This is a genomic window from Mucilaginibacter gotjawali (assembly GCF_002355435.1).
GTDB lineage: Bacteria > Bacteroidota > Bacteroidia > Sphingobacteriales > Sphingobacteriaceae > Mucilaginibacter > Mucilaginibacter gotjawali.
Genome location: NZ_AP017313.1, coordinates 3,301,673 through 3,321,762 on the forward strand (window position 1 = coordinate 3,301,673; position 20,090 = coordinate 3,321,762).

Genomic DNA, 20,090 nt, shown 5'->3' on the forward strand with positions numbered 1-20,090 from the left:
AATGAAGTGGACGCATCGTTTTTTACTCCGTTTTGGGTTCTACAGAAGATTTATCCATTGGTCGAAAATCTACATTCTGCCGGGTTTCGACCCGCTGCCCTTGTATGATGTAATGGCCTTTTTTGCGGCGGAAGTACAGGAACGCACCCTGCTGAACCGCGCCTCGTCGCTGGCTTTTAATTTTATGCTGGCTTTTTTCCCCGGCACCATCTTTTTATTTACGCTGATCCCATTCATTCCTATCAATCATTTCCAGCAACATTTGCTTAGCCTGCTCTCTACGGTTTTGCCTTACAATGCGTATATGACTTTTGAGTCGACGATTGAATATATTGTAAATATCCATAACGTAAGGTTACTGTCTTTTGGCTTTTTGGCGGCGTTATACTTTGCCACAAATGGTATTATCAATTTAATGCGGGCCTTTAACCGTTCGTCCCTGGTAGTTGAAAAACGGCCATGGTGGACAAGGCGTTTTATTGCCATCGCGCTTACCCTGGTGATCAGTTTCGCGCTGCTCACCGCCATATCCGTAATGATAGCCGGCGAAACCATTATCAGTTACCTTAAATCGCATCTCGACAGCAAGGCCCATTTCTGGTTCTATCTCATCGCTTTTTCGCGGTGGATCATCGTGATCGCTATCTTCCTGGTTTCCATATCATTGTTGTACCGTTACGGCCCGGCCAATAAAGTAAAATGGAAGTTTTTAAGCACGGGCTCTATACTGGCAACAGCACTTGCGGTGATGACTTCAATGGGCTTTAACTATTATATCAATAACTTTTCAAGCTATAATAAATTTTACGGTTCGTTAGGCACGCTCATCATCCTCATGTTGTGGCTATATTTAAACTCCCTTATCCTCCTTATCGGCTTTGAGTTGAATGCCAGTATTGATTTCTCCAAAAGGAATATTAAGGTGGTTAAGCCAATGTTTAACTCGTTCAGGCAGAAGGTGTGAGGCCGACCGAAAGACCGAAAGTCAGGAAAACACAATTAAGGTACCCCGACTTCCTTCAAATTTTATTTAAAAGTTCAAGGGTTCTACCCTCCCCTATCCCTCCAAAAAACTTCATTAGCACCGCCTCAAACACGGGGTGAGTATTGGGCAATGCAGCAAACAAAGTCATGCTTGATCGCAGCTTTAAATCATCCGGGCTGCCAAATATGGAATTGGCGTTACCGGTGGGTAGCTTTAAAAGTTCGTTACTTATATTGATCAATCTTTCGCCCAAAACAGAATGATTCAAATATGCAACAGCTTCCTCCCGGTTGTTTATTGCATAAAACCTTGATGTTTGACTAAAGCCCAGGCCCTGGATCTGCGGAAAAATATACCACATCCAATGGCTTCGTTTGCGGCCGTTTTTTATTTCAGCCAGGGCGGTATCATAAACGGTGCGCTGGGCATCCATAAACCTATTCAAAGTAACTTCATTCGTCATTATATAAATATAAAAATGATGCTTCATATACAATCAAAAAATGGACAAATTCCGACTTTATTTTTCACAAAAACTCTCCTGTTTTTTTTGAAATAGATTCCATATAGTTAACTTTACTCCAGTATCACCCTATAACCTTATCAAATGAAAACATTAAAAATTTTCGTATTAGCGGCCATGCTTTTGCCTTTTGCCGCAAAACCGCAAACACTGCAGGCTCAAAAACACCATCCGGGAGATTCCATTGTGCGGGGTGTTAGTTATAAAGCATTCCAGGCATCTGTTACCGCATTTCTGGACAGCACCAAAAAGCCCCTCCTTGATTCGTCATGGAACCTATGGAAGGCCGAAAAATGGGCAGCGCTGGAACATCTTTTTACCGTTGATAGTCTGAATGGCGGCTGGCCCCCCAATTCGGGCGCTATATCATTGAGGATCGTTAAACTTGATTCGGGGGTATTGATCGATCGTTACGGCGGGTACTATGTTATGGACAGCGTAAAGCATGATAGCGTGTTTCACGACAGGGGGAAATTTGTTTGTTTTAAAGGCGTACCATTCCCTAAACGTGCTTTACCGCAGAGTGCGCTTAAATCGCCCTACCGCCTTTACCGGGTCATAAAAGTTATTGCAGATATAAAAAGGGGTGGAATAATTCCTTGGTTCAATGAACCCGGCCTGGGCGTGCAGTTTGAAATGCCGGTAAATATTGATGCACTGAAACAAGGCGGGTATATTGTGGAAGTAAGCAGCAAACCACCAAATTGATACCCCTAAAGGTTAATACAAAACAGGTATTCGAAAAAAACAGCCCATAAGGCTTATCTAATGCTGCGCAGTCCGAGTAAATCTGCATGGGTATTTGTGTCCGGCATCATCATTTATTGTAAGCCAAATCATTTTATAAAGGCGTCATCCACGGTATTTTTATTAATTGATATTAAACGAATATTTAATTGACCAAAAATTACCGCCGTGAAAAAGTCATACCTTTTTTTTCTGCTGATCACGTTTATTTTTATGGTAACAACGGCAGACGCACAATTTGCAGATAGTGTAAAAAAGGACACTGCACCCACCGCTGTTAAAATTAAATACTCCCTACACAAACCTGGCACTTACCTTCCGCCTGTAATCCTGGTAAGTTATGGCGTGTTATCGTTTGTAGTAACCCCTATAAGGCACGTCGATTACTATTTTAAGGAACGTATACAGCGAAGTGACCCTGATTACAGTTCAAAAATCGATGACTACCTACAGATTGCCCCCGGTGTTTTGGTATATGGTTTGAACCTGGTGGGTATTGAAGGTAAAAACAGGTTTGTTGACCGCACCGCGTTGTTAGCTTTGTCAGCCGGGATATTGACGATCACCGACGGCACAAAATACATCGCCCATCGAAAAAGACCGTATGGTACCGACCCGCTCTCGTTTCCGTCGGGCCACACCGGGGCCGCGTTCGTTGCCGCAGAGTTCCTGGCACAGGAATATGCTGAAAAATCGCCATGGTATGGTGTACTTGGATACACTATAGCCAGTACAACCGGCGTTTTGAGGTTATACGGAAAGGCCCATTGGTTTAGCGATTGTGTGGCAGGCGCAGGCCTTGGCATACTTTCCACCAAATTGGCGTACGTTGTTTATCCTTATATCCGCAGTAAACTAACACATAAGGATAAATATGGAAGAAGCACGATGATTATGCCCACTTACCAGGATGGTACCCCCGGCTTATCATTTGCGATGCAGCTGTAAACCCGGGATTCTTGAGCTGACCATCGTTTAGATTTTATAACCAAAGGCACATAAAATCTCCCTATTAAAAAAATCGTAAAAAACTTGCGTAGTTAAATAACTACATATAAATTTGTAGCCAAATAACTACGCAATGAATTTAAGACGAGACGTATTTCAAGCCATAGCCGACCCTACCCGCAGGGCTATATTGCTGTTGGTTGCATCACAATCACTTACTGCAGGGGTGATCGCCTCGAAATTTGATACCGCCAGGCCCACCGTTTCAAAACACCTGCAAATACTTACTGAATGCGAATTGCTTGAACAGGAACAAAACGGCAGGGAAATCTTCTACCACATCAATGCAAAAAAAATGAAAGAAGTAGCTGACTTTATTGAGCCATTCCGCAAAATGTGGGATGACCGGTTCAACGTACTGGAAACAATAATGAAAAACTATAAAAAAGAATGATATGGAACTTAAAACAAAAATCAACGCTGAAGATGGCAAACAGGACCTCGTGATCACCAGGGAATTTGATTTGCCTTTAGCATTACTTTTTAAAGCATTTGCGGAACCCAAACTTGTTGCACAATGGATGGGCACAAAAGTGCTGAAACTGGAAAGTAAAAAGCACGGCAGTTACCAGTTTGAAACCATTGATGGCAAGGGCAACGTAGTATTTAAAGCCAATGGTGTTATCCACGAGTTTATCCAGGACAGGAAGATCACCAGGACATTTGAAATGGACAATTCGCCATTTTACGGCGTTCAACTGGAAGTTTGTGAATTTGAACCGCTTACGGACACTACCTGCAAACTGCATATGCATGTGATCTACGAATCTGGCGCACAACGTGACCAGGTACTAAAGTTACCCTTTGCGCAGGGGATCAACTGGGCGCACAACCGGTTAGAAGATTTAATGAAAACATTAAAATAATTGGAAAATGGAAAAGAGAAAGCTAATTTGGTTTTGGATAATTACGGGAATATTGTCCATTTGCATTTTTACCGGCGGATTATTCCAGGCCCTGCAAATGAAACAAACTATACAGGGGTTTAAGCCCCTTGGGTATCCCACTTACTTTATTTCGCTGATAGGCGTTTGGAAAGTATTGGGCATAATTGCGATATTGATCCCAGGATTTAAATTACTTAAGGAATGGGCATATGCAGGTATATTTTTTACCATGAGCGGAGCAGTGATCTCACATATTGCAAGCAATGATGTTTCCTTACAAATAATTGCCCCGGTTTTACTGGCTGTTTTTACGGTGTTATCCTGGTATTTGAGGCCTGCCAACAGGAAGATTGTTAACGCCGGATAAAAAAGCATATGATGACGGAACTACCAGCTGAACAACATTCCCAACTCATACTTTTACTCAAAACGCGTTTTGAGTAAAACATGAACCGCCACAAAGAATTGGCTTGGGCTGACGTACAGGCAAAGCTGGAAATTAGTCCGGAAAAACTATGGTCGCTTAACGAAATGGAAATTACCGGAGGTGATCCTGACGTTGTTGGTTATGATAAAAGCACCGGGGAATACATTTTTTTTGACTGTGCTGCCGAGAGCCCCAAAGGCAGACGGAGCCTGTGTTATGATCGCGAAGCACTGGACAAACGGAAGGAGTTTAAACCGGCAAACAGCATTATGGATATGGCCGCTGAAATGGGCATTGAAGTTTTAAATGAAGAACAATACCGGGAATTACAGCAACTTGGACAATTTGATACCAAAACATCGAGCTGGATAATAACACCTGCTGATATCAGGAGACACGGCGGAGCGCTTTTTTGTGATCGCCGCTACGGCGCAGTCTTTGTTTATCATAACGGAGCCGACTCCTACTATGCCGCCAGGGGTTTCAGGGGTGCGCTTTGGGTGTGAATTCCTTACAAATAATAAAACATGACAATGAGTGAAAAGAATCCAAAAGTTGACTGGTTTTTTACCAAAGACAGCCATTGGCAGGAAGCATATAAAAAATTAAGGCAAATTGCGATTGATTGCGGGCTGATTGAAGAATTAAAGTGGGGCTGCCCCTGCTATACCCTAAACAAACAAAACATTGTTTTAATACATGGCTTTAAAGAATACTGTGCTTATTTATTTTTTAAAGGCGCTTTGTTAAATGATCCCGGCGGCATCCTCATCCGGCAAACAAAAGATGTACAGTCAGCACGGCAGATCAGGTTCACCAATATGGTGGAAATTGCGGAGCTGGAACCCATCCTCAAAGCCTATATTTTTGAAGCGATTGAAGCTGAAAAGGCCGGGTTGAAGGTAGAACTTAAAACAACGGCCGAATTTACTATGCCGGATGAGTTTCAAACTAAATTAAACCACATGCCTGCCTTAAAAACCGCCTTTGAGGCATTAACACCCGGCAGGCAACGGGGATACCTGCTCTATTTTTCTTCTGCCAAACAATCCAAAACACGCCAGGACAGGGTTGAAAAATACATCCCGCAAATTTTAGCGGGAAAGGGCTTGGAAGATTAGGAAATGATGAGCAAACCAATTCTTGATCCTTTACATGTACCTATAAAAATAGCAGCTCAATTTAACGTTTCAAACACATTAAGCCTAACCACCTTTTTCGGTATTATAAAACAAGTGACATCGAAGTATGAAATATTACCAACCGCTTCATACATTAAACATTAAGAGGTTTATTTTACAACGTAAATTTGAATATGAGACTTTTTTTTATATATCTTTAAAGTCCAGATTTGAGACCATCAATGTCATACAATACTCTTACCGATTGTGAATTGGCTGACCTCCTTAATGAAGGCGATGAAGAGGCATTTAATCATATTTATAAGCGTTTTTGGAAAAAGATATATAACGAAACCTATAAACGATTAAAGGACACCGAAATAGCGGGAGACATTGTACAAGACGTTTTTGCTGACCTCTGGATTAAACGACACAGCAGGAAAATTGAAAACCTAAACGCTTACCTTATTACCGCAGCCCGCTACCAGGTGTTTATGCAATATAAAAAGGCCTCCGTTAAATCATTTTTTGAACAACCGCTGGAGCTATTAAACCATCCATCCCTGTTTGCTGATTCTATTCAGGAAGTAAAAGAACTGAAAGACTGCATAAATGAATGGATGAGCTTACAGCCAGAGAAAAGACGGGAAGTGTTCCGGCTAAAATTTATTGAAGATAAGTCAACCCGTGAAATTAGTGAAGTGCTGAATATTTCACAAAAAACAGTCCAAAACCAGTTTACTATTTCGCTTCATAGTTTGCGGTCAACGCTAAGTAAACTGTTATTATTTTTTTAGTTATTACCCGTAAATAAATAATACTTCAAAACATCTTCATTCCTGTATAAAAATCGGTATACCCTTCGTTATTTTTTTACAGACAGGCTGATTAACTATTTGTAACAAAACGCTCCCGTTAAAATAGCATGGGTATCAGGTGTTACATTAAACTGACGCTTTTTAATAAATATTTTTGGGGGGATGGGATATATAACAAGCTTTATATACTGTAGATATATAGCCTGATAAATCTATGTCGACCCCAATTATAAAAGAATTCCTAAAATTAAAGGAAAAGTATTTGAATGGAACGGCCACGCCTGCTGATATTCAATTACTTGAACAATATTACGACCTGTTTGCTGAAGAACCGGATATCATCGGTCAGTTAGCCCAATCAGAAATAGAAGTACTGGAAAACCGCTTGAAAGACGGGATAACCAATAAAATCAACCTAAAAGAAAACAAAACCATACCCTTTTACAAAGGCTCCATGATGCGTGCTGCCGCAATACTCATCTTTATTTTAGCGGGCACTTATTTCGTTTACAACCGGTATCACAAACAGCCAATACAGGTAGCCCAAAATAAATCCTATAAAACTGATATAGCGCCAGGTGGCAATAAGGCGATTTTAACATTGGCCAACGGTTCAAAACTGATTTTAAATAATGCCAAAAATGGCAATATTTCAACGCAGGGCGGGGCAAATATCATTAAGCAGGACAGCCTGATCTCCTATAAAGCTATAGCAGCCGGCAGTAGCGGGGTATCCTATAATACAATCACCATTCCAAATGGGGGGCAATACCAACTGATATTGGCAGATGGCACAAAGGTATGGCTGAATGCAGCCTCGTCGTTACGATTCCCAACCGCTTTTACAGGTAACAACAGAACCGTTGAACTAACCGGGGAAGCCTATTTTGAAGTAGCTAAAAATAAAGAAAAACCATTTAATGTAAAAACAGCAACCCAAACGGTACAGGTGCTGGGTACACACTTTAATGTTAATGCCTATAATAATGAAGCCTATGTAAAAACCACCTTGCTGGAAGGTAGTGTTAAGGTTTACTCGGCCAACGTTAGTGTAACGATTAGCCCGGGTCAGCAGTCTGTGTTAAAAAGCAACGGCTCCTTTGAAATAAAACATGACCTTGACATGGACGAGGCTGTTGCGTGGAAAAATGGCATGTTCCAGTTTAACGAGGCTGATATACAAACGGTTATGCGGCAAATCTCCAGGTGGTATGACATTGATGTCGAATTCAAAGGGAAACTACCTGCGGACCTTTACAGGGGGAAAATATCAAGGAACGTGAATGTGTCGCAGGTGTTGAAAATATTAGAATTAAGCGGTATTAACTTTACGATAGAAGGGAGAAAAATTATAGTAAGATCATGAGGCACCCCCTTTTTAGGTTGAGCGGCCAGGTTGCTTAACTGATGCCAATAAAAAAGCCGGAAAGTGTTGCGAGCACCTCCGGCCAAATGGCTGGGCTAAACGAAAAATGTAAATAACCTTATTTAATTAATTATCAACCCAAAAACCAAACAAAAGTATGGAATTTTCTACTCTTTATGAGCCGCGAAATGAATACAGGCGGCTCAATAAAATCTTATTGGTTATGAAGCTGACCACCATTATTCTACTCACCGTTTGTTTGCACATTAGTGCGGCAAGTTTCAGTCAAAACATAACGATTTCGGAAAAAAATGCATCCCTTGAATCGGTATTTAATAAAATTGAAAAGCAAAGCGGGTATACCTTCTGGTATAAAATCGAACTGATCAAATATTCACCCAAAATTTCACTGAATGTAAAAAATGCTACTTTAGATCAAACCTTAAACTTATGCTTTAAAAATCTGCCCTTGACTTATGTTATAGTACAAAACACCATTGTATTAAAGTTAAAGCCAGAAAATGATGCGGTTAATACCAGCGAGGCGCCCCTTCCGATAAAAATAACGGGAAAGGTTGTTGACGAGAAAGGCGAGGCTTTAACCGGAGCATCTGTAAAAGTAAAAGGGACAAATGCAGGTACAACTACCGATATCAATGGCGTTTTCAGCATTGAAGTACCGGAAAATGGTATTTTAATTGTAAGTTTTATCGGCTATAAAACCCAGGAAGTACCGGTAAACGGCAGTAAATCCTTAACCATAAGGCTGGCGCCTTCAGATGGCTTGAACGAAGTTGTAGTAACTGCTTTAGGTATAAAGCGCGAAGCAAGATCGTTAGGCTATTCGGCGCAGGCAGTCTCGGGTGCTGATATGAATAAAGTAAACCCACCCGATATTGCGACAGGGTTAATGGGAAAGATATCGGGTTTAAATGTTACCCAGCCCAACGGGGTTGAAGGGGCCTCTACCCGTATCGTGATCAGGGGTAATAATAACCTGCTTGGAAATAACCAGGCGCTGATAGTTATTGATAACGTTATCATTAATAACGAACCAGTACAACCCAAAGGAGTTGTCCAATCTTTCGCTGATGCAACAAATGGGGGAAATACGGATGTTTCGCAGCCGCCTATAGATAATGGCTCGTTTTTAAACAGCTTAAACCCTGATGATATTGAAAGCATTGATGTATTAAAGGGCCCAACCGCAGCAGCTTTGTACGGAGCACGCGGAGCAAATGGTGTTATACTTATTGTTACCAAAAAAGGCGGCAAAAAGTCTGGATTTGGTGTTGATTATAACTATACCTATCGTGTTAACGACCCGTACAGGTTTATTAAAACCCAAAACGAATACGGTAATGGTATGACAGAAGATCTTTATTCTGCCAACGCCCAATTTTATAAGGATGCCAATGGCAATAACAGGGAGGAACAAATTGGCGGCGACCCGTATGGTTCCCTGGGAAACATACCGGGAGCCTATGTAAGCCCGGGAGTTACCAGCGCTGCAGGCGGCCCGTTCTATAACTACATTGGTTTTCCGGGAGACGGTGCATCATGGGGTCCTAAAATGTCGGGCCAACCATTAGTTTGGTGGGATGGACAAACCAGGCCATACACCGGTAATTCCAATATATTCCAAAGCTTTTACCGGAAGGGCAATACACAAACTCAAAACATATCCGTTTCAGGCGGCGGCGAACTGGGTACGCTGCGCGTATCCTATACCAGGATGACAAACGATGCGATAACCTATAACAGCAATAACGCCACCAATACCTTTAATGTAGGTGCATCTATTAACGTTAGCCCGAAGGTAAAGATTGATGCTACAGCCAGTTATATTAATTTGAAAAAATTCAATCCGCCAAATATATACGGCGAAAGCGGATCTTCAGGAAACATTGGTGTTGGCTATATGACGGTTTACAACTTACCGGCTGATTACAAGCCCATTGAAAGAGGCCTGAGCACATTACCGGATGGCTCGCAGAATCCTATACTAAAACAGTCGCCGGCTGAATACGGGCAACAATATTACTGGTGGAATACCTTCAATGATAACACCACGCTTACACAAAATCAATTTGTAGGCTCACTTTCGCTTAATGCCGAAATTACGCCCTGGCTAAAGGCTATTGGCAACGTCGGCCTGGATTACTATACTAACGAGTATATAACTGAAAATTACCCCACAGATGCAGCAGGGTTGCAGGGTTCATACGGCTATGACCTGGCAAGGACATCTACCAATAACCTGGATGGCCGTTTTGTTTTTCATAAAGACAAGTTGTTAAAAGACTTTAATGCCAGTCTTTCAGTGGGCGCAAGGCATTATTATACCAATATGTATGATATCGCCTCAAATAATCCGGGGCCATTTAATTATCCGTTCCTTTTTAACCTGAGCAATTATAATGGCAGCTCCCCAACTTCGCTTAATCCAACAGAGAACAGGTATGTGCAGGAAATAAACTCGGTATATAGTTTATTAAACCTTTCCTATAAAAATTACCTGTTTTTAGATCTGTCAGGAACCAATGACTGGTCGTCGACGCTTCGCCCAACAAACTGGAGTTACTTTTACCCTTCGGCAAGTTTGAGCTTTGTATTTACAGACGCATTTGACATGAAGTCGGTAAAAGACTGGCTGAGCTATGGCAAATTGCGACTCGGCGAAGCAGAAAGTGCCAACGCATATTTACCCTATCAAAACGGGCTTACTTACAGCCCTACTACTACAACCGGTTTTAAAACAGGGTTAAATTTACCAGGCTTATATCCAACAGACTTACAGCCGCAGCGTTCAAGATCATTTGAGATCGGGACTGACCTGGGCTTTTTTAACGACCGTTTAGATGTAAACTTTACCTATTACAACACCTATTCGGATCATCAGGAGATACAGGTCCCTACCGAAACTGCATCAGGCGTGAACTACGTATTGATTAACTCGGGTGCTTTACGTAACAGGGGTATTGAATTAACCATAAAGGGGAAAATACTTCAGACCAAGGATTTCTCGTGGGATATGACTATTAACGCGGCGCATAATCAAAATACCGTTGTAGCATTGGAACCTGGCATTAATTCATTGCAATTAGGCTCATGGTTTGGCAGCAATGGCGTGCTGATGAAAGTTGATGTAGGCAGTGATTACGGCAGTATTTACGGGCGTGACTACAAATATGCCCCTAATGGCCAAAAAATAGTGAACCTGATATATGCCGATGGTACAAATACCGGCAACGGGCCCGTGCTTGGCTCGCAATATGCCACCACTGATGACATGGTTAAAATAGGTGATGCCACGCCAAAAATAACAGGTGGTATTTCACAGAGCTTCCGCTACAAAAACTTTAGCGTATACATTTTGACTGATTTTAAAATTGGGGGCCAGATCTGGTCGGGCGATTACGCAACTATTATGGGCCAGGGCCTTGCACCTGAAACAGCTTACGAAAGGGATGGCCATGGATTGCCATATACCTACCCCGACGGAACTAAAGCTAATGTCGGCGTGATTTTACCGGGTGTTGTATCAACCGCCGGAGGCGGATATACGGCAAATACCAATGTGGTAAATCCATGGTGGAAATATGCCGGTAATTATCAATCATGGGATAATGACCCTATAGTACGCACCAACTCTATTTTTAATGATTCATGGGGAAAATTGCGTGAGTTATCAATTACTTACAATTTGCCAAAGGAGTTTATACAAAAATCCAGGGTGTTCCAATCTATGTCGCTCTCATTAATCGGGCGCGATTTGTTTTACCTGTTTACCACCTTACCGGATAGGATAAACCCCGAAAGTCTTGTCAGCAGCGGAAATGTTCAGGGCATCCAATTTGGCGGCTTACCTGGTGTACGTTCTTACGGTATTTCTGTAAAAGCGGGATTTTAATAGGATTATTAAAAACTTAAAAAGCAAACGTTATGTTAAAGTATCATCATATAAAACAACATACAGCCATAGTAATTGCTACGGTCTTCATTACAGCAATTCTTGCGTCCTGTACCAAGAATTTTCAAAAAGAAAATGCTACTTATAGTGGCCCCGCATCAGCAACACTGTCACAGCTTTATACTGGCATTGGGGCTAACTTAGATCGCGCGGCTGACATAGGCGACAACGCCGAGGCAAGATGGCTATACCCTATTACACAATTAGGCGCGGTATATGCCGTATCTGATTTTGGCTTCGAAGAGAACCAAAACTGGCAATTATTCTACGCAAACTTGCCTGCCATGAATCAAATGCTCAGTACAATGCAATCAAGCCCTGATTCTGCCTCCTATATCAACGCCGAAGGCATGGTAAAGGTGCTTAGGGCGTACCAGGCGCTGGAGTTATCAAATACTTATGGCGACATGCCTTATTTCAAAGCCGGCCGGGCATTCTCCGGTTCTACTGCTGATCTTAAAGTACCTTTTGATAAACAACAGGCCATCTATTTATCCTGTTTAAGCGACCTGGCATGGGCTGTTAACCATTTTAATACCACCAGCACTACCCAGTTTACGTTTGGTTCCGAGTTTCTTTTAGGGAATAATATTGCGCAATGGAAAGCATTTGCTAATTCGCTGCGTTTACGTTACGCACTTACCATGTACGACAAAGACAATACGGATGCCGGCCCAATAATAGCCGACGCACTCACCAAACCCTTATTAACTGACCCGGTTGCAGATGTAGTTGGCCTCAGCCAGGCAAATGTTCCTGATATATCCTTTGATATAGACGGGGCCGGCAGAGCTTTCTTTTTTCGCCAGGAGAGCCGTGCAAGGATGGGGAGTACCCTTTGGAACTTATTGAGCGACGATAACACCGATAGCGGAATATTCGATCTGAGGGCAACCATATATTTCGAAAAAAACGGAAACGGTGAATGGGCGCCGTATCCGCAAAACCCGGTTACCCCGATATCTGATGGCGGCGATCCATATAATACCAAGAGAGATCCTGCCAACGATGGTTGGGGGGCGCCGGCCTACAAGGCAGGCAATTTATATTCAGATTATAACTATTACTGGGGACGTGATGGAAATATCTCCGGATCAACCGGCGCATGCCCTGAAATATTTATGTCGGCAGCGGAAACCTACTTTTTGAAAGCTGAGGCCTATGCCAGAGGTGCTGGCGTTGCGCAAAATAGCGCTGCGGCAAAAAGCGCATACATATCAGGAGTAACAGCATCGCTTACTTTTTGGAAAAATATGGCTTTTAATTCCTCAGTTTGGGTAGAAAATAAACCCGCATCGGCTACGCCAACCAGTACTGAAATCAGCGCGGTGTTAACCAATCCTAAAGCTGCCTGGGATGCTAACAATGCACTTAACCTGATCTACGCGCAGGAATGGATAGACCTGTTTCGCCAGCCTTGGGTAGCCTGGGCATTATTGAGGAGAACAGGTGGAGCTACACCTATGGATCAGAGCAATCCGGCAGGATATAAACAAAACTATGGCAGCCTGCAACGCTACCAATATCCGTCCGATGAACAACTTTTAAATAATGCCAACTGGAAGATAGCCACAGGAGGCTCAGATCTTACAAGCACCAAAATATGGATAGCGAAATAAAGTATTCGTCAATCTGCAGGTGTATTTGTTAATACATTAACTGATCATACGCAAACCAATAAGCCCGGAAATTTTCCGGGCTTATTTTGTTTTGGAAGGATTTTTACTTTTAGGTAGATAGAAAGCAGATATTAAAGCGTCCGTCCGAAAGTTGCCTAAGGCTGATGTGGACATGCGGACGCAAAAAAATTGAATATCGAACACCCAATGCCCAATTTTGAATAACGAAGTAAGCATTTCGACATTCGGCGTTGGACATTCCTTATCCGATATTCAAATCAATCCAAACTTAATCCCCTGTTTATACCATCTCCTCTGCCCCTACCTTGCTCATTTGCTTTAATAAAAACCCCGGCGCCAGCCTGCTCATCACCCTGATGATGCGTGCCATGCCGGGATAGATCTCATAAGTATCGTTTTGCAGGCCTTTTATGGCTACATCAATCAGCTTTACCGGATCCATCAGCATTTTATCGTCAAAATCATTCAGGCCTTTAAATTTATCATTTAACGGTGTGCCTGAACCGGGTGCTATCAACTCGAATACTTTTATCCCGGTATTTTTTAGCTGTACCCTTAATGATTTGGTGTACGACCGCAAACCCGATTTGGTGGCCCCGTAAACCGGCGAAATAGGGAATGGCGCCAAAGCTATGCCCGAGGTAACATTTAAAATAGCCGCGTTTTTTTGTTTTTTAAGATGCGGCAAAAAGGCCTGCACCATACGGATGGGGCCCATCAGGTTGATCTCCACCTCGCGGGTAATATCATTAAGGCCGATAGGCGGATCCTGCAGGTTGATCTTGCGCATTTCGCCGGCATTGTTGATGAGGATATTCAACGCAGGGAATTGTTGGATAACCTCCTTAAAAAGGGCTGCTATGGCTTCCGGGTCGCTTACGTCGCTTTTAAAGGTGTGGATGCCTGGTAATTTCTTCCGGGTTTCCTCCAGTTTTGCCTGGTTACGGCCGGTAATGATAACCGTATTGCCCAATGCCAGCAGGCGGTTGGCAAATTCGAACCCGAAGCCGCTGGTGCCGCCGGTAATGAGTATAGTGTTATTGCTGAGTTCCATTGTTTTTTATCTTAAAATTTGATGATGTAAAGGTATGGGCAGCTTAAGCCAGCCGGTTTGCACAATTCAATCCATTGTTTATCATATTCAAATATGACCTTGGTTTAACAGGCGGATGCAGTATATTTGATTGGTTGCTTATGATGGTCAGTAAATCTGAATGTTTATCAAATTCAATTATCGTCGGAAGTAACCTCCTTAATCATCACCCTATGCAAACCATCTCTGTCGACGAATTTTATAAAGAAATAGCTGTTAAAACCAACGGCACTATTGAATCACTTTTACCTGACGGGATAAACAGGGAGATCGGCCATTTTAATATTTTCAACTTTGAGGATATTATCCCAAAGATAAAAGCCGACCCCAACCACATGCCCTATAACCGCCGGGCCTATTATAAAATAAGCCTGGTACGCGGCCGCAACGTGGCCGAATATGCCGACAAGACCATTTATATTGAAAAGAATGCCCTGGTATTTGCCACACCCAAAATCCCCTATAACTGGGTACCGCAGGATGATAACCAGAAGGGCTGCTTTTGCATATTTACCGGCGATTTTTTGCTGCCCTCAAAAAGCGGCGCTATTTTGGATGAGTTGCCGATCTTTCGCCCCGGTGGTGTGCCTGTTTTCCAGGTGAGCGACGAGGTGGCCGATGAGGCACTGCTGCTGTTTAAAAAGATGCAGACCGAAATTGCCTCTAACTACCTGTACAAGTACGACCTGATCCGCAATTACGTAATGGAGCTGATCCACTACGGCCAGAAGCTGGAGCCTATTACCACCTATAATACCGCCCACAATGCTTCGGCAAGGGTGTCGTCGCTGTTTATTGAACTGCTTGAGCGGCAGTTCCCCATCGCATCGCCGGGGCAAAAGGTTACCCTGCGCACCGCCAGCGATTATGCCGACCGCTTAGCCGTACACAGCAACCACCTCAACAAAGTTTTAAAAGATACCACCGGCAAAACCACTACCGAACACATCAGCAGCCGCCTGGTACAGGAAGCCAGGATCCTGTTAAAGCAAACCGACTGGAACATCTCCGAAATTGCCTACAGCCTGGGCTTTGAACAGCTCTCGCATTTCTCCAATTTCTTTAAAAAGCAAACCAGCCTGTCGCCGGGCGAAGTGCGAAGTTTAGCGGGGTGATGGGGTATCAGGTTGTCTGAACTATGATTCGTAGGATTAATGGATTGGTAGGATGACTGTCAGCAGGTGAAATAGTATGTGATATAAGCGTGGTTCCGCATCCCGGTTTGTGGGTGACAATATCAACATAGGTACAAAATATTCAAGTCAGGTTTCTCGCCCTTGTTGGTGTTGTCACCAACAAGTACCGATATCTGGGGAGGTAAGTGTAGTACAGCATCCCCGTTTGTTGGTGACAACACCAACAAAGGCGCAAAACAAATCACCAAAGAATATTGAATTAAATATTAATAGCCCGTTTTTTCATTGCCGTTGGCTGAAGCCAACGGATAAAGAGTAAATAGCTTTTTTGGCTTTAGCCGAACAATTATTGCGCTAAAGCCCGGTTATGTTAGCTAACTGTTCCGTCAGCTAAAGCAGACGGCAATGAACCGTTTCGCCCTTGTTGGTGTTGTCACCAACAAGTACCGATATCTGAGGAGTTAAATGTAGTACAGCATCCCCGTATGAAGGGTTGGGTGTTTATGGATTAGCATCCGTCCGTCCACTCCTCCCCAACCCCACCCATGGACACGCGGACGATAAACCCCTCTTCCATCCTATCCCCAAAAAACAAAAGTACTGACAAAACAGTGTCAGCACTTTATTCAAAATGGTGCTGTATCTTTGTATTATACATAACCTCCCCGGCTGGGTACAGCCACAAAAAACTGTCCGCACGTCCACAGCAACCTTAAGCCGGAAGTGGACGGACAGCTAAACAGATCAAAATGATCATACCAGGATGGCCATGCAGGTGGCTGTTCAAAACCTCTCTGTTAAAGAGGTTAAAGGGAGCGTATTTTCAAAAAAAACGCCATTTTTTTATCAGTAAATCAAGCTGTTAAGGCCTGATAAATTGCAATGGCCGCCATCGTAACCATTTAAATTAATATACTATGTTACAAAACAACCAACCACAAACCGGGGATAATTCCCTTACCGAACATTTTGAACTGATCAGCGATGAATTAACTGCTGATATGGTGGACCCTGCTGAACTTTTAATCCTCAGTTCGGCCAATAACACCATGGTTAATTCGAGTAAACTGGATGTACCAAAAATGCTTTTTGATAAATTCTGGTTCGAGGGTGAGCTATGCATTCTTTTTGCGGATAGCAATCTTGGTAAATCCATTTTATCAACCCAAATAGCTAACAGCATAAGCAAAGGCGTAGCCATTAGCCCCTTTGCACTGGAAGCCGCAGCACAAACCGTAATTTACTTTGATTTTGAGCTGAGCGCCAAGCAGTTTGAATGCCGCTACTCCAACAATTACCAGGATCATTACAAGTTTAACGACAACCTGTACCGTGCCGAACTGAACTACGACGCCGAATTGCCCGCCAGCTTTAAAACCTTTGATGATTACCTGATAGCCAGCCTGGAGTTTTGCATTACCGATATCAATGCCAGAATATTAATTATTGATAACCTTACCTACCTGCGATCAGACACCGAACAGGCCAAGGATGCAGCGCCGCTAATGAAACAACTGAAAGCCTTAAAGAAAAAATACGATTTATCCTTACTGGTACTGGCCCATACCCCTAAACGCGACCTCACCCAGCCTATCACCCTTAACGATTTATCAGGCAGTAAAATGCTGATGAATTTTTGCGACAGCGCCTTTACCATTGGCGAAAGCAACATGGATAAAAGCCTGCGTTACCTTAAACAAATTAAACAGCGCAATACCGACCGCGTGTACGATTTCAGCAATGTATGCCTTTGCCGCATCAGCAAGCCGCATAATTTTTTAAAGTACGATTTTGTGGGTTATGGCAATGAGTTGGATCACATTAAAAAACATGGTGAGGCGTTGCGCAACGACGACATTGATACTGCGGTAAACCACCGGCTGCAGGGCTTGAGTTTAAGGGATATCGGCAAGGAAATGGGCATCTCGTTCCAAAAAGTTGACAGGCTGATAAAAGCTGCCGAAAAACGCGGATAAAAGCTTGCCGTCCGTCCTATTCCGGGGGGAAACTACTCCGGACGTGAGGACGGGGTTAGTTCATTAGTTCATTGGTTTAGTGGTCTGCTTCACCAGGTATATTCATTATTTATCGGACACCCCAAAAGATCTATTAAACCATACAAAATCCCATCGGTAAATAATCCGCCACCTACCAATAAACTAATGAACCAGTGAACCAATGAACCAGTGAACCAATGAACCACACCCGATACACCCTCGAACCCTATAAAGGCCCTGCCAGCCGGTACCGGTGCCCCGGCTGCCTGCACCGGCAAAAACATTTACCAGATACATGGATACCGAAACCAATGAATACCTGGCCGACGATGTTGGCCGCTGTAACCGGCAGGAAAAATGCGGTTACCACGTTACACCGCGGCAGTATTTTGCCGCTCACCCGGATAAACGCAAAGCATTTAAAGGAACAAATGACCAGGTTATCCGGTTTAATACCGTGCCTTTTTCGCTAATGCAAAGCACTTTAAAAGGGTATCAAAACAACCATTTTACCCAATTTTTAGTAAAGCTGTTTGGCGAAGCCGTTACGGCCGGCCTTATTGAAAGGTACCGCATAGGCACATCAAAACACTGGCCCGGTGCAACCATTTTTTGGCAGACAGACGCGCAGGACCGGGTGCGTACAGGTAAAATTATGCTGTACGATAAAAACACCGGCAAACGCGTTAAACAGCCTTATAACCATATTGCATGGGTACACGGTTTGCTGCACAAGTCCGAAAGTCAGGAAAGTCGGAAAAGTCCGGAAGCAGCTGCAAATACAAATGCCCCGAATGTATCTCCAAAACATCTTTCAAACTTCCTTCTCCGGCAATGCTTCTTCGGCGAACACCTGCTGGCGCTGGATCCTTTTAGTACTGTGGCGATTACCGAAAGCGAGAAAACCGCTATTATAGCCAGCTATTACTACCCCAAGTTCACCTGGCTGGCAGCAGGCAGCCTGGAAGGTTTAAGCCTTGGCAAATGCAGGGTGCTGAAGAATCGCCATGTAGTGTTGTTCCCGGATATTAACGGCTATGCAAAATGGCATATCAAAGCACTGGAGCTGATCCGCGATATAGGTTCGGCAACGTTCAGGATAGATAAGCAACTGCTCCGCAGCGCCACCGCTGAAGATCGTAAAAACGGCATCGACATAGCCGACCTGCTTATCGACCCAAAACGAAACGAATGGGATTGGACGGAGGACAAAAACGTCCGCCCCTGTTCTGCCCCTGGGAGCCGGTGCAGGACGGACGCTATACCTGAACCAGGTATGATGACCTTAAGTGAGGTTGCTGAGGGCTGGGTTTAACCTACGCGGGCTATTTACACCCATCATTTACTATGCGCTTTCAGCAATTCATCAAATAAGCGTTCGTGCACCAGGTAAAAGCCTTCAACAGAATACGTTTTGGGGGGCTTGTTAACGTCCCACATCTTTACCGATTTATCTTTTTGATCTAAAAGAATACCGGCATAATCCTTATCCTTATAGGCAACTGCCGACTTGATTGCAGGCTCAATTACCTGCTTGTTGGTACAAATAAAATACACCTTACGGAAACAATACTTTGGCATAGCGCCAAATTTATGCTAAAATTATTAGTAAATCAAAAGGTTTTTTTTAACAAATAAAATGCGCCTTACAGGCTTAGCCAGCAGCCTTTTGTTACAAAACCCGCCAAACCCTGATAATAGCCGCACCGGGCACTTTTTCGGCATTGCATACAAACAGGGCCTTGTTCAGCCAGTCGTATTTACCCAGCGGGGCCTCAAAGGTTAATACCGTTCTGAAATAATATTCGCTTGCCGGTACGGCCTCCCCTTTTGCAAGTTTAGCGGCAACTTCAGCGCTGGCCACCCTGATGCCGGTATTTTTGATATAGATAAGCGTGCCATCATCCGTTTTAACTGCATAGCGGGCATCAATTTCGGCCACACCGTCTTTGCGAATGATTTGCCAGTCGGCGCCGCCGTCAATAATCTCGCCTTTAATAGCCGGCCCTGTTACGGTGCCGCCTGTTATGGGGATGATGCGGCGGATGCCATGGGGCGTTTCGCCGGGTACCAATGCCGGGTTTAGTTTTACATTCAGCTCGCATACAAACTCCATTTTGGGGGCCTCCTGGCAATAAGCAAGGCTGAAGCTTAGCAGCAGCGCCGCCAGGGTAAGGTATCTTTTCATAATTGGTTATACAATCAACGATAATACAAATTATTGTGCCTCAAAACAAGTTGCAGCCCGCCAGCCATTTTTTTAATAAGCAGCAGCAACACGTACCCCTGCTTGCCGCAGGCATTATTTATGTTTTCAGTAAAAACAGTCCGCAGGCGTTCTCCATTGTCCTATCCCCCGGTGGACGAAC

General features: G+C 43.5%; 19 protein-coding genes. 15 read left to right on the forward strand and 4 right to left on the reverse strand.

Going from position 1 to position 20,090, the window contains the following annotated elements:
- Position 1: 1 nt before the first annotated feature.
- The gene (locus tag MgSA37_RS14735) at positions 2-964 is read left to right on the forward strand and encodes a YihY/virulence factor BrkB family protein (RefSeq protein ID WP_096352950.1); all 963 of its coding nucleotides are present in this window, start codon (positions 2-4) and stop codon (positions 962-964) included.
- A gap of 55 nt (positions 965-1,019) precedes the next feature.
- Here MgSA37_RS14735 and MgSA37_RS14740 read toward each other — a convergent pair whose 3' ends face one another.
- Positions 1,020-1,448 carry a DUF1810 domain-containing protein gene (locus MgSA37_RS14740; protein ID WP_096357505.1) on the reverse strand — a complete coding sequence of 143 codons (429 nt, stop codon included), beginning with the start codon at positions 1,446-1,448 and terminating at the stop codon, positions 1,020-1,022.
- A 144-nt stretch (positions 1,449-1,592) separates the two neighbouring features.
- Between MgSA37_RS14740 and MgSA37_RS14745 the strand changes: the two genes are divergently transcribed.
- The 11 genes from MgSA37_RS14745 (at position 1,593) to MgSA37_RS14795 (ending at position 13,474) form a co-directional block, all read left to right on the forward strand.
- Entirely contained in the window at positions 1,593-2,216 is a 624-nt protein-coding gene (locus tag MgSA37_RS14745; RefSeq protein WP_096352952.1) for a TNT domain-containing protein, read from the forward strand.
- A gap of 207 nt (positions 2,217-2,423) precedes the next feature.
- A complete protein-coding gene (locus MgSA37_RS14750; RefSeq protein WP_096352954.1) occupies positions 2,424-3,203 on the forward strand; it encodes a phosphatase PAP2 family protein in 780 nt (259 codons plus the stop codon).
- A gap of 133 nt (positions 3,204-3,336) precedes the next feature.
- On the forward strand, positions 3,337-3,657 hold the full coding sequence (locus MgSA37_RS14755; RefSeq protein ID WP_096352956.1) for an ArsR/SmtB family transcription factor: 321 nt from the start codon (positions 3,337-3,339) through the stop codon (positions 3,655-3,657).
- A gap of 1 nt (position 3,658) precedes the next feature.
- Entirely contained in the window at positions 3,659-4,129 is a 471-nt protein-coding gene (locus tag MgSA37_RS14760) for an SRPBCC family protein (protein ID WP_096352958.1), read from the forward strand.
- A 7-nt stretch (positions 4,130-4,136) separates the two neighbouring features.
- Positions 4,137-4,517: a DoxX family protein gene (locus MgSA37_RS14765; protein ID WP_096352960.1), complete on the forward strand. Its 381-nt coding sequence runs from the start codon at positions 4,137-4,139 to the stop codon at positions 4,515-4,517.
- Positions 4,518-4,597: 80 nt separating this feature from the next.
- Positions 4,598-5,083: a DUF4256 domain-containing protein gene (locus tag MgSA37_RS14770; protein WP_311732895.1), complete on the forward strand. Its 486-nt coding sequence runs from the start codon at positions 4,598-4,600 to the stop codon at positions 5,081-5,083.
- Positions 5,084-5,110: 27 nt separating this feature from the next.
- Positions 5,111-5,698 carry a YdeI/OmpD-associated family protein gene (locus MgSA37_RS14775; RefSeq protein ID WP_096352962.1) on the forward strand — a complete coding sequence of 196 codons (588 nt, stop codon included), beginning with the start codon at positions 5,111-5,113 and terminating at the stop codon, positions 5,696-5,698.
- A gap of 242 nt (positions 5,699-5,940) precedes the next feature.
- Positions 5,941-6,495, forward strand: a complete 555-nt coding sequence (locus MgSA37_RS14780; RefSeq protein ID WP_096352964.1) for an RNA polymerase sigma factor — start codon at positions 5,941-5,943, stop codon at positions 6,493-6,495.
- A gap of 235 nt (positions 6,496-6,730) precedes the next feature.
- Positions 6,731-7,882, forward strand: coding sequence for a FecR family protein (locus MgSA37_RS14785; protein ID WP_096352966.1), 1,152 nt, complete (start codon positions 6,731-6,733; stop codon positions 7,880-7,882).
- A 157-nt stretch (positions 7,883-8,039) separates the two neighbouring features.
- Positions 8,040-11,795, forward strand: a complete 3,756-nt coding sequence (locus MgSA37_RS14790; RefSeq protein WP_096352968.1) for a SusC/RagA family TonB-linked outer membrane protein — start codon at positions 8,040-8,042, stop codon at positions 11,793-11,795.
- Positions 11,796-11,827: 32 nt separating this feature from the next.
- Positions 11,828-13,474 carry a SusD/RagB family nutrient-binding outer membrane lipoprotein gene (locus tag MgSA37_RS14795; RefSeq protein WP_096352970.1) on the forward strand — a complete coding sequence of 549 codons (1,647 nt, stop codon included), beginning with the start codon at positions 11,828-11,830 and terminating at the stop codon, positions 13,472-13,474.
- A gap of 301 nt (positions 13,475-13,775) precedes the next feature.
- Here the strand turns inward: MgSA37_RS14795 and MgSA37_RS14800 are convergent, their stop codons facing one another.
- Positions 13,776-14,549, reverse strand: a complete 774-nt coding sequence (locus MgSA37_RS14800; RefSeq protein ID WP_096352971.1) for an SDR family oxidoreductase — start codon at positions 14,547-14,549, stop codon at positions 13,776-13,778.
- 212 nt (positions 14,550-14,761) lie between these two features.
- On the opposite strand from MgSA37_RS14800, the gene MgSA37_RS14805 reads away from it, so the two are divergent.
- From MgSA37_RS14805 to MgSA37_RS14820, 3 genes are all read left to right on the forward strand, one after another.
- Complete coding sequence (locus MgSA37_RS14805) at positions 14,762-15,703, forward strand: helix-turn-helix domain-containing protein (protein ID WP_096357507.1); 942 nt, start codon at positions 14,762-14,764, stop codon at positions 15,701-15,703.
- Between the two features lie 938 nt (positions 15,704-16,641).
- Positions 16,642-17,700, forward strand: a complete 1,059-nt coding sequence (locus MgSA37_RS14810) for an AAA family ATPase (RefSeq protein ID WP_096352973.1) — start codon at positions 16,642-16,644, stop codon at positions 17,698-17,700.
- Between the two features lie 274 nt (positions 17,701-17,974).
- Positions 17,975-19,036 carry a DUF6371 domain-containing protein gene (locus MgSA37_RS14820; RefSeq protein WP_262497441.1) on the forward strand — a complete coding sequence of 354 codons (1,062 nt, stop codon included), beginning with the start codon at positions 17,975-17,977 and terminating at the stop codon, positions 19,034-19,036.
- Between the two features lie 23 nt (positions 19,037-19,059).
- Here MgSA37_RS14820 and MgSA37_RS14825 read toward each other — a convergent pair whose 3' ends face one another.
- Positions 19,060-19,302 carry a hypothetical protein gene (locus MgSA37_RS14825; RefSeq protein ID WP_096352977.1) on the reverse strand — a complete coding sequence of 81 codons (243 nt, stop codon included), beginning with the start codon at positions 19,300-19,302 and terminating at the stop codon, positions 19,060-19,062.
- A 91-nt stretch (positions 19,303-19,393) separates the two neighbouring features.
- Complete coding sequence (locus tag MgSA37_RS14830) at positions 19,394-19,909, reverse strand: DUF3237 domain-containing protein (RefSeq protein ID WP_096352979.1); 516 nt, start codon at positions 19,907-19,909, stop codon at positions 19,394-19,396.
- Positions 19,910-20,090 lie beyond the last annotated feature (181 nt).

What these genes read in the sequence shown, in the direction of transcription:
- MgSA37_RS14735 (WP_096352950.1), top strand. Translation starts at nt 2, where the DNA reads ATGAAGTGGACGCATCGTTTTTTACTCCGTTTTGGGTTCTACAGAAGA.
- MgSA37_RS14740 (WP_096357505.1), bottom strand. Translation starts at nt 1,448, where the DNA reads ATGACGAATGAAGTTACTTTGAATAGGTTTATGGATGCCCAGCGCACC.
- MgSA37_RS14745 (WP_096352952.1), top strand. Translation starts at nt 1,593, where the DNA reads ATGAAAACATTAAAAATTTTCGTATTAGCGGCCATGCTTTTGCCTTTT.
- MgSA37_RS14755 (WP_096352956.1), top strand. Translation starts at nt 3,337, where the DNA reads ATGAATTTAAGACGAGACGTATTTCAAGCCATAGCCGACCCTACCCGC.
- MgSA37_RS14760 (WP_096352958.1), top strand. Translation starts at nt 3,659, where the DNA reads ATGGAACTTAAAACAAAAATCAACGCTGAAGATGGCAAACAGGACCTC.
- MgSA37_RS14765 (WP_096352960.1), top strand. Translation starts at nt 4,137, where the DNA reads ATGGAAAAGAGAAAGCTAATTTGGTTTTGGATAATTACGGGAATATTG.
- MgSA37_RS14770 (WP_311732895.1), top strand. Translation starts at nt 4,598, where the DNA reads ATGAACCGCCACAAAGAATTGGCTTGGGCTGACGTACAGGCAAAGCTG.
- MgSA37_RS14775 (WP_096352962.1), top strand. Translation starts at nt 5,111, where the DNA reads ATGAGTGAAAAGAATCCAAAAGTTGACTGGTTTTTTACCAAAGACAGC.
- MgSA37_RS14780 (WP_096352964.1), top strand. Translation starts at nt 5,941, where the DNA reads ATGTCATACAATACTCTTACCGATTGTGAATTGGCTGACCTCCTTAAT.
- MgSA37_RS14785 (WP_096352966.1), top strand. Translation starts at nt 6,731, where the DNA reads ATGTCGACCCCAATTATAAAAGAATTCCTAAAATTAAAGGAAAAGTAT.
- MgSA37_RS14790 (WP_096352968.1), top strand. Translation starts at nt 8,040, where the DNA reads ATGGAATTTTCTACTCTTTATGAGCCGCGAAATGAATACAGGCGGCTC.
- MgSA37_RS14795 (WP_096352970.1), top strand. Translation starts at nt 11,828, where the DNA reads ATGTTAAAGTATCATCATATAAAACAACATACAGCCATAGTAATTGCT.
- MgSA37_RS14800 (WP_096352971.1), bottom strand. Translation starts at nt 14,549, where the DNA reads ATGGAACTCAGCAATAACACTATACTCATTACCGGCGGCACCAGCGGC.
- MgSA37_RS14805 (WP_096357507.1), top strand. Translation starts at nt 14,762, where the DNA reads ATGCAAACCATCTCTGTCGACGAATTTTATAAAGAAATAGCTGTTAAA.
- MgSA37_RS14810 (WP_096352973.1), top strand. Translation starts at nt 16,642, where the DNA reads ATGTTACAAAACAACCAACCACAAACCGGGGATAATTCCCTTACCGAA.
- MgSA37_RS14825 (WP_096352977.1), bottom strand. Translation starts at nt 19,302, where the DNA reads ATGCCAAAGTATTGTTTCCGTAAGGTGTATTTTATTTGTACCAACAAG.
- MgSA37_RS14830 (WP_096352979.1), bottom strand. Translation starts at nt 19,909, where the DNA reads ATGAAAAGATACCTTACCCTGGCGGCGCTGCTGCTAAGCTTCAGCCTT.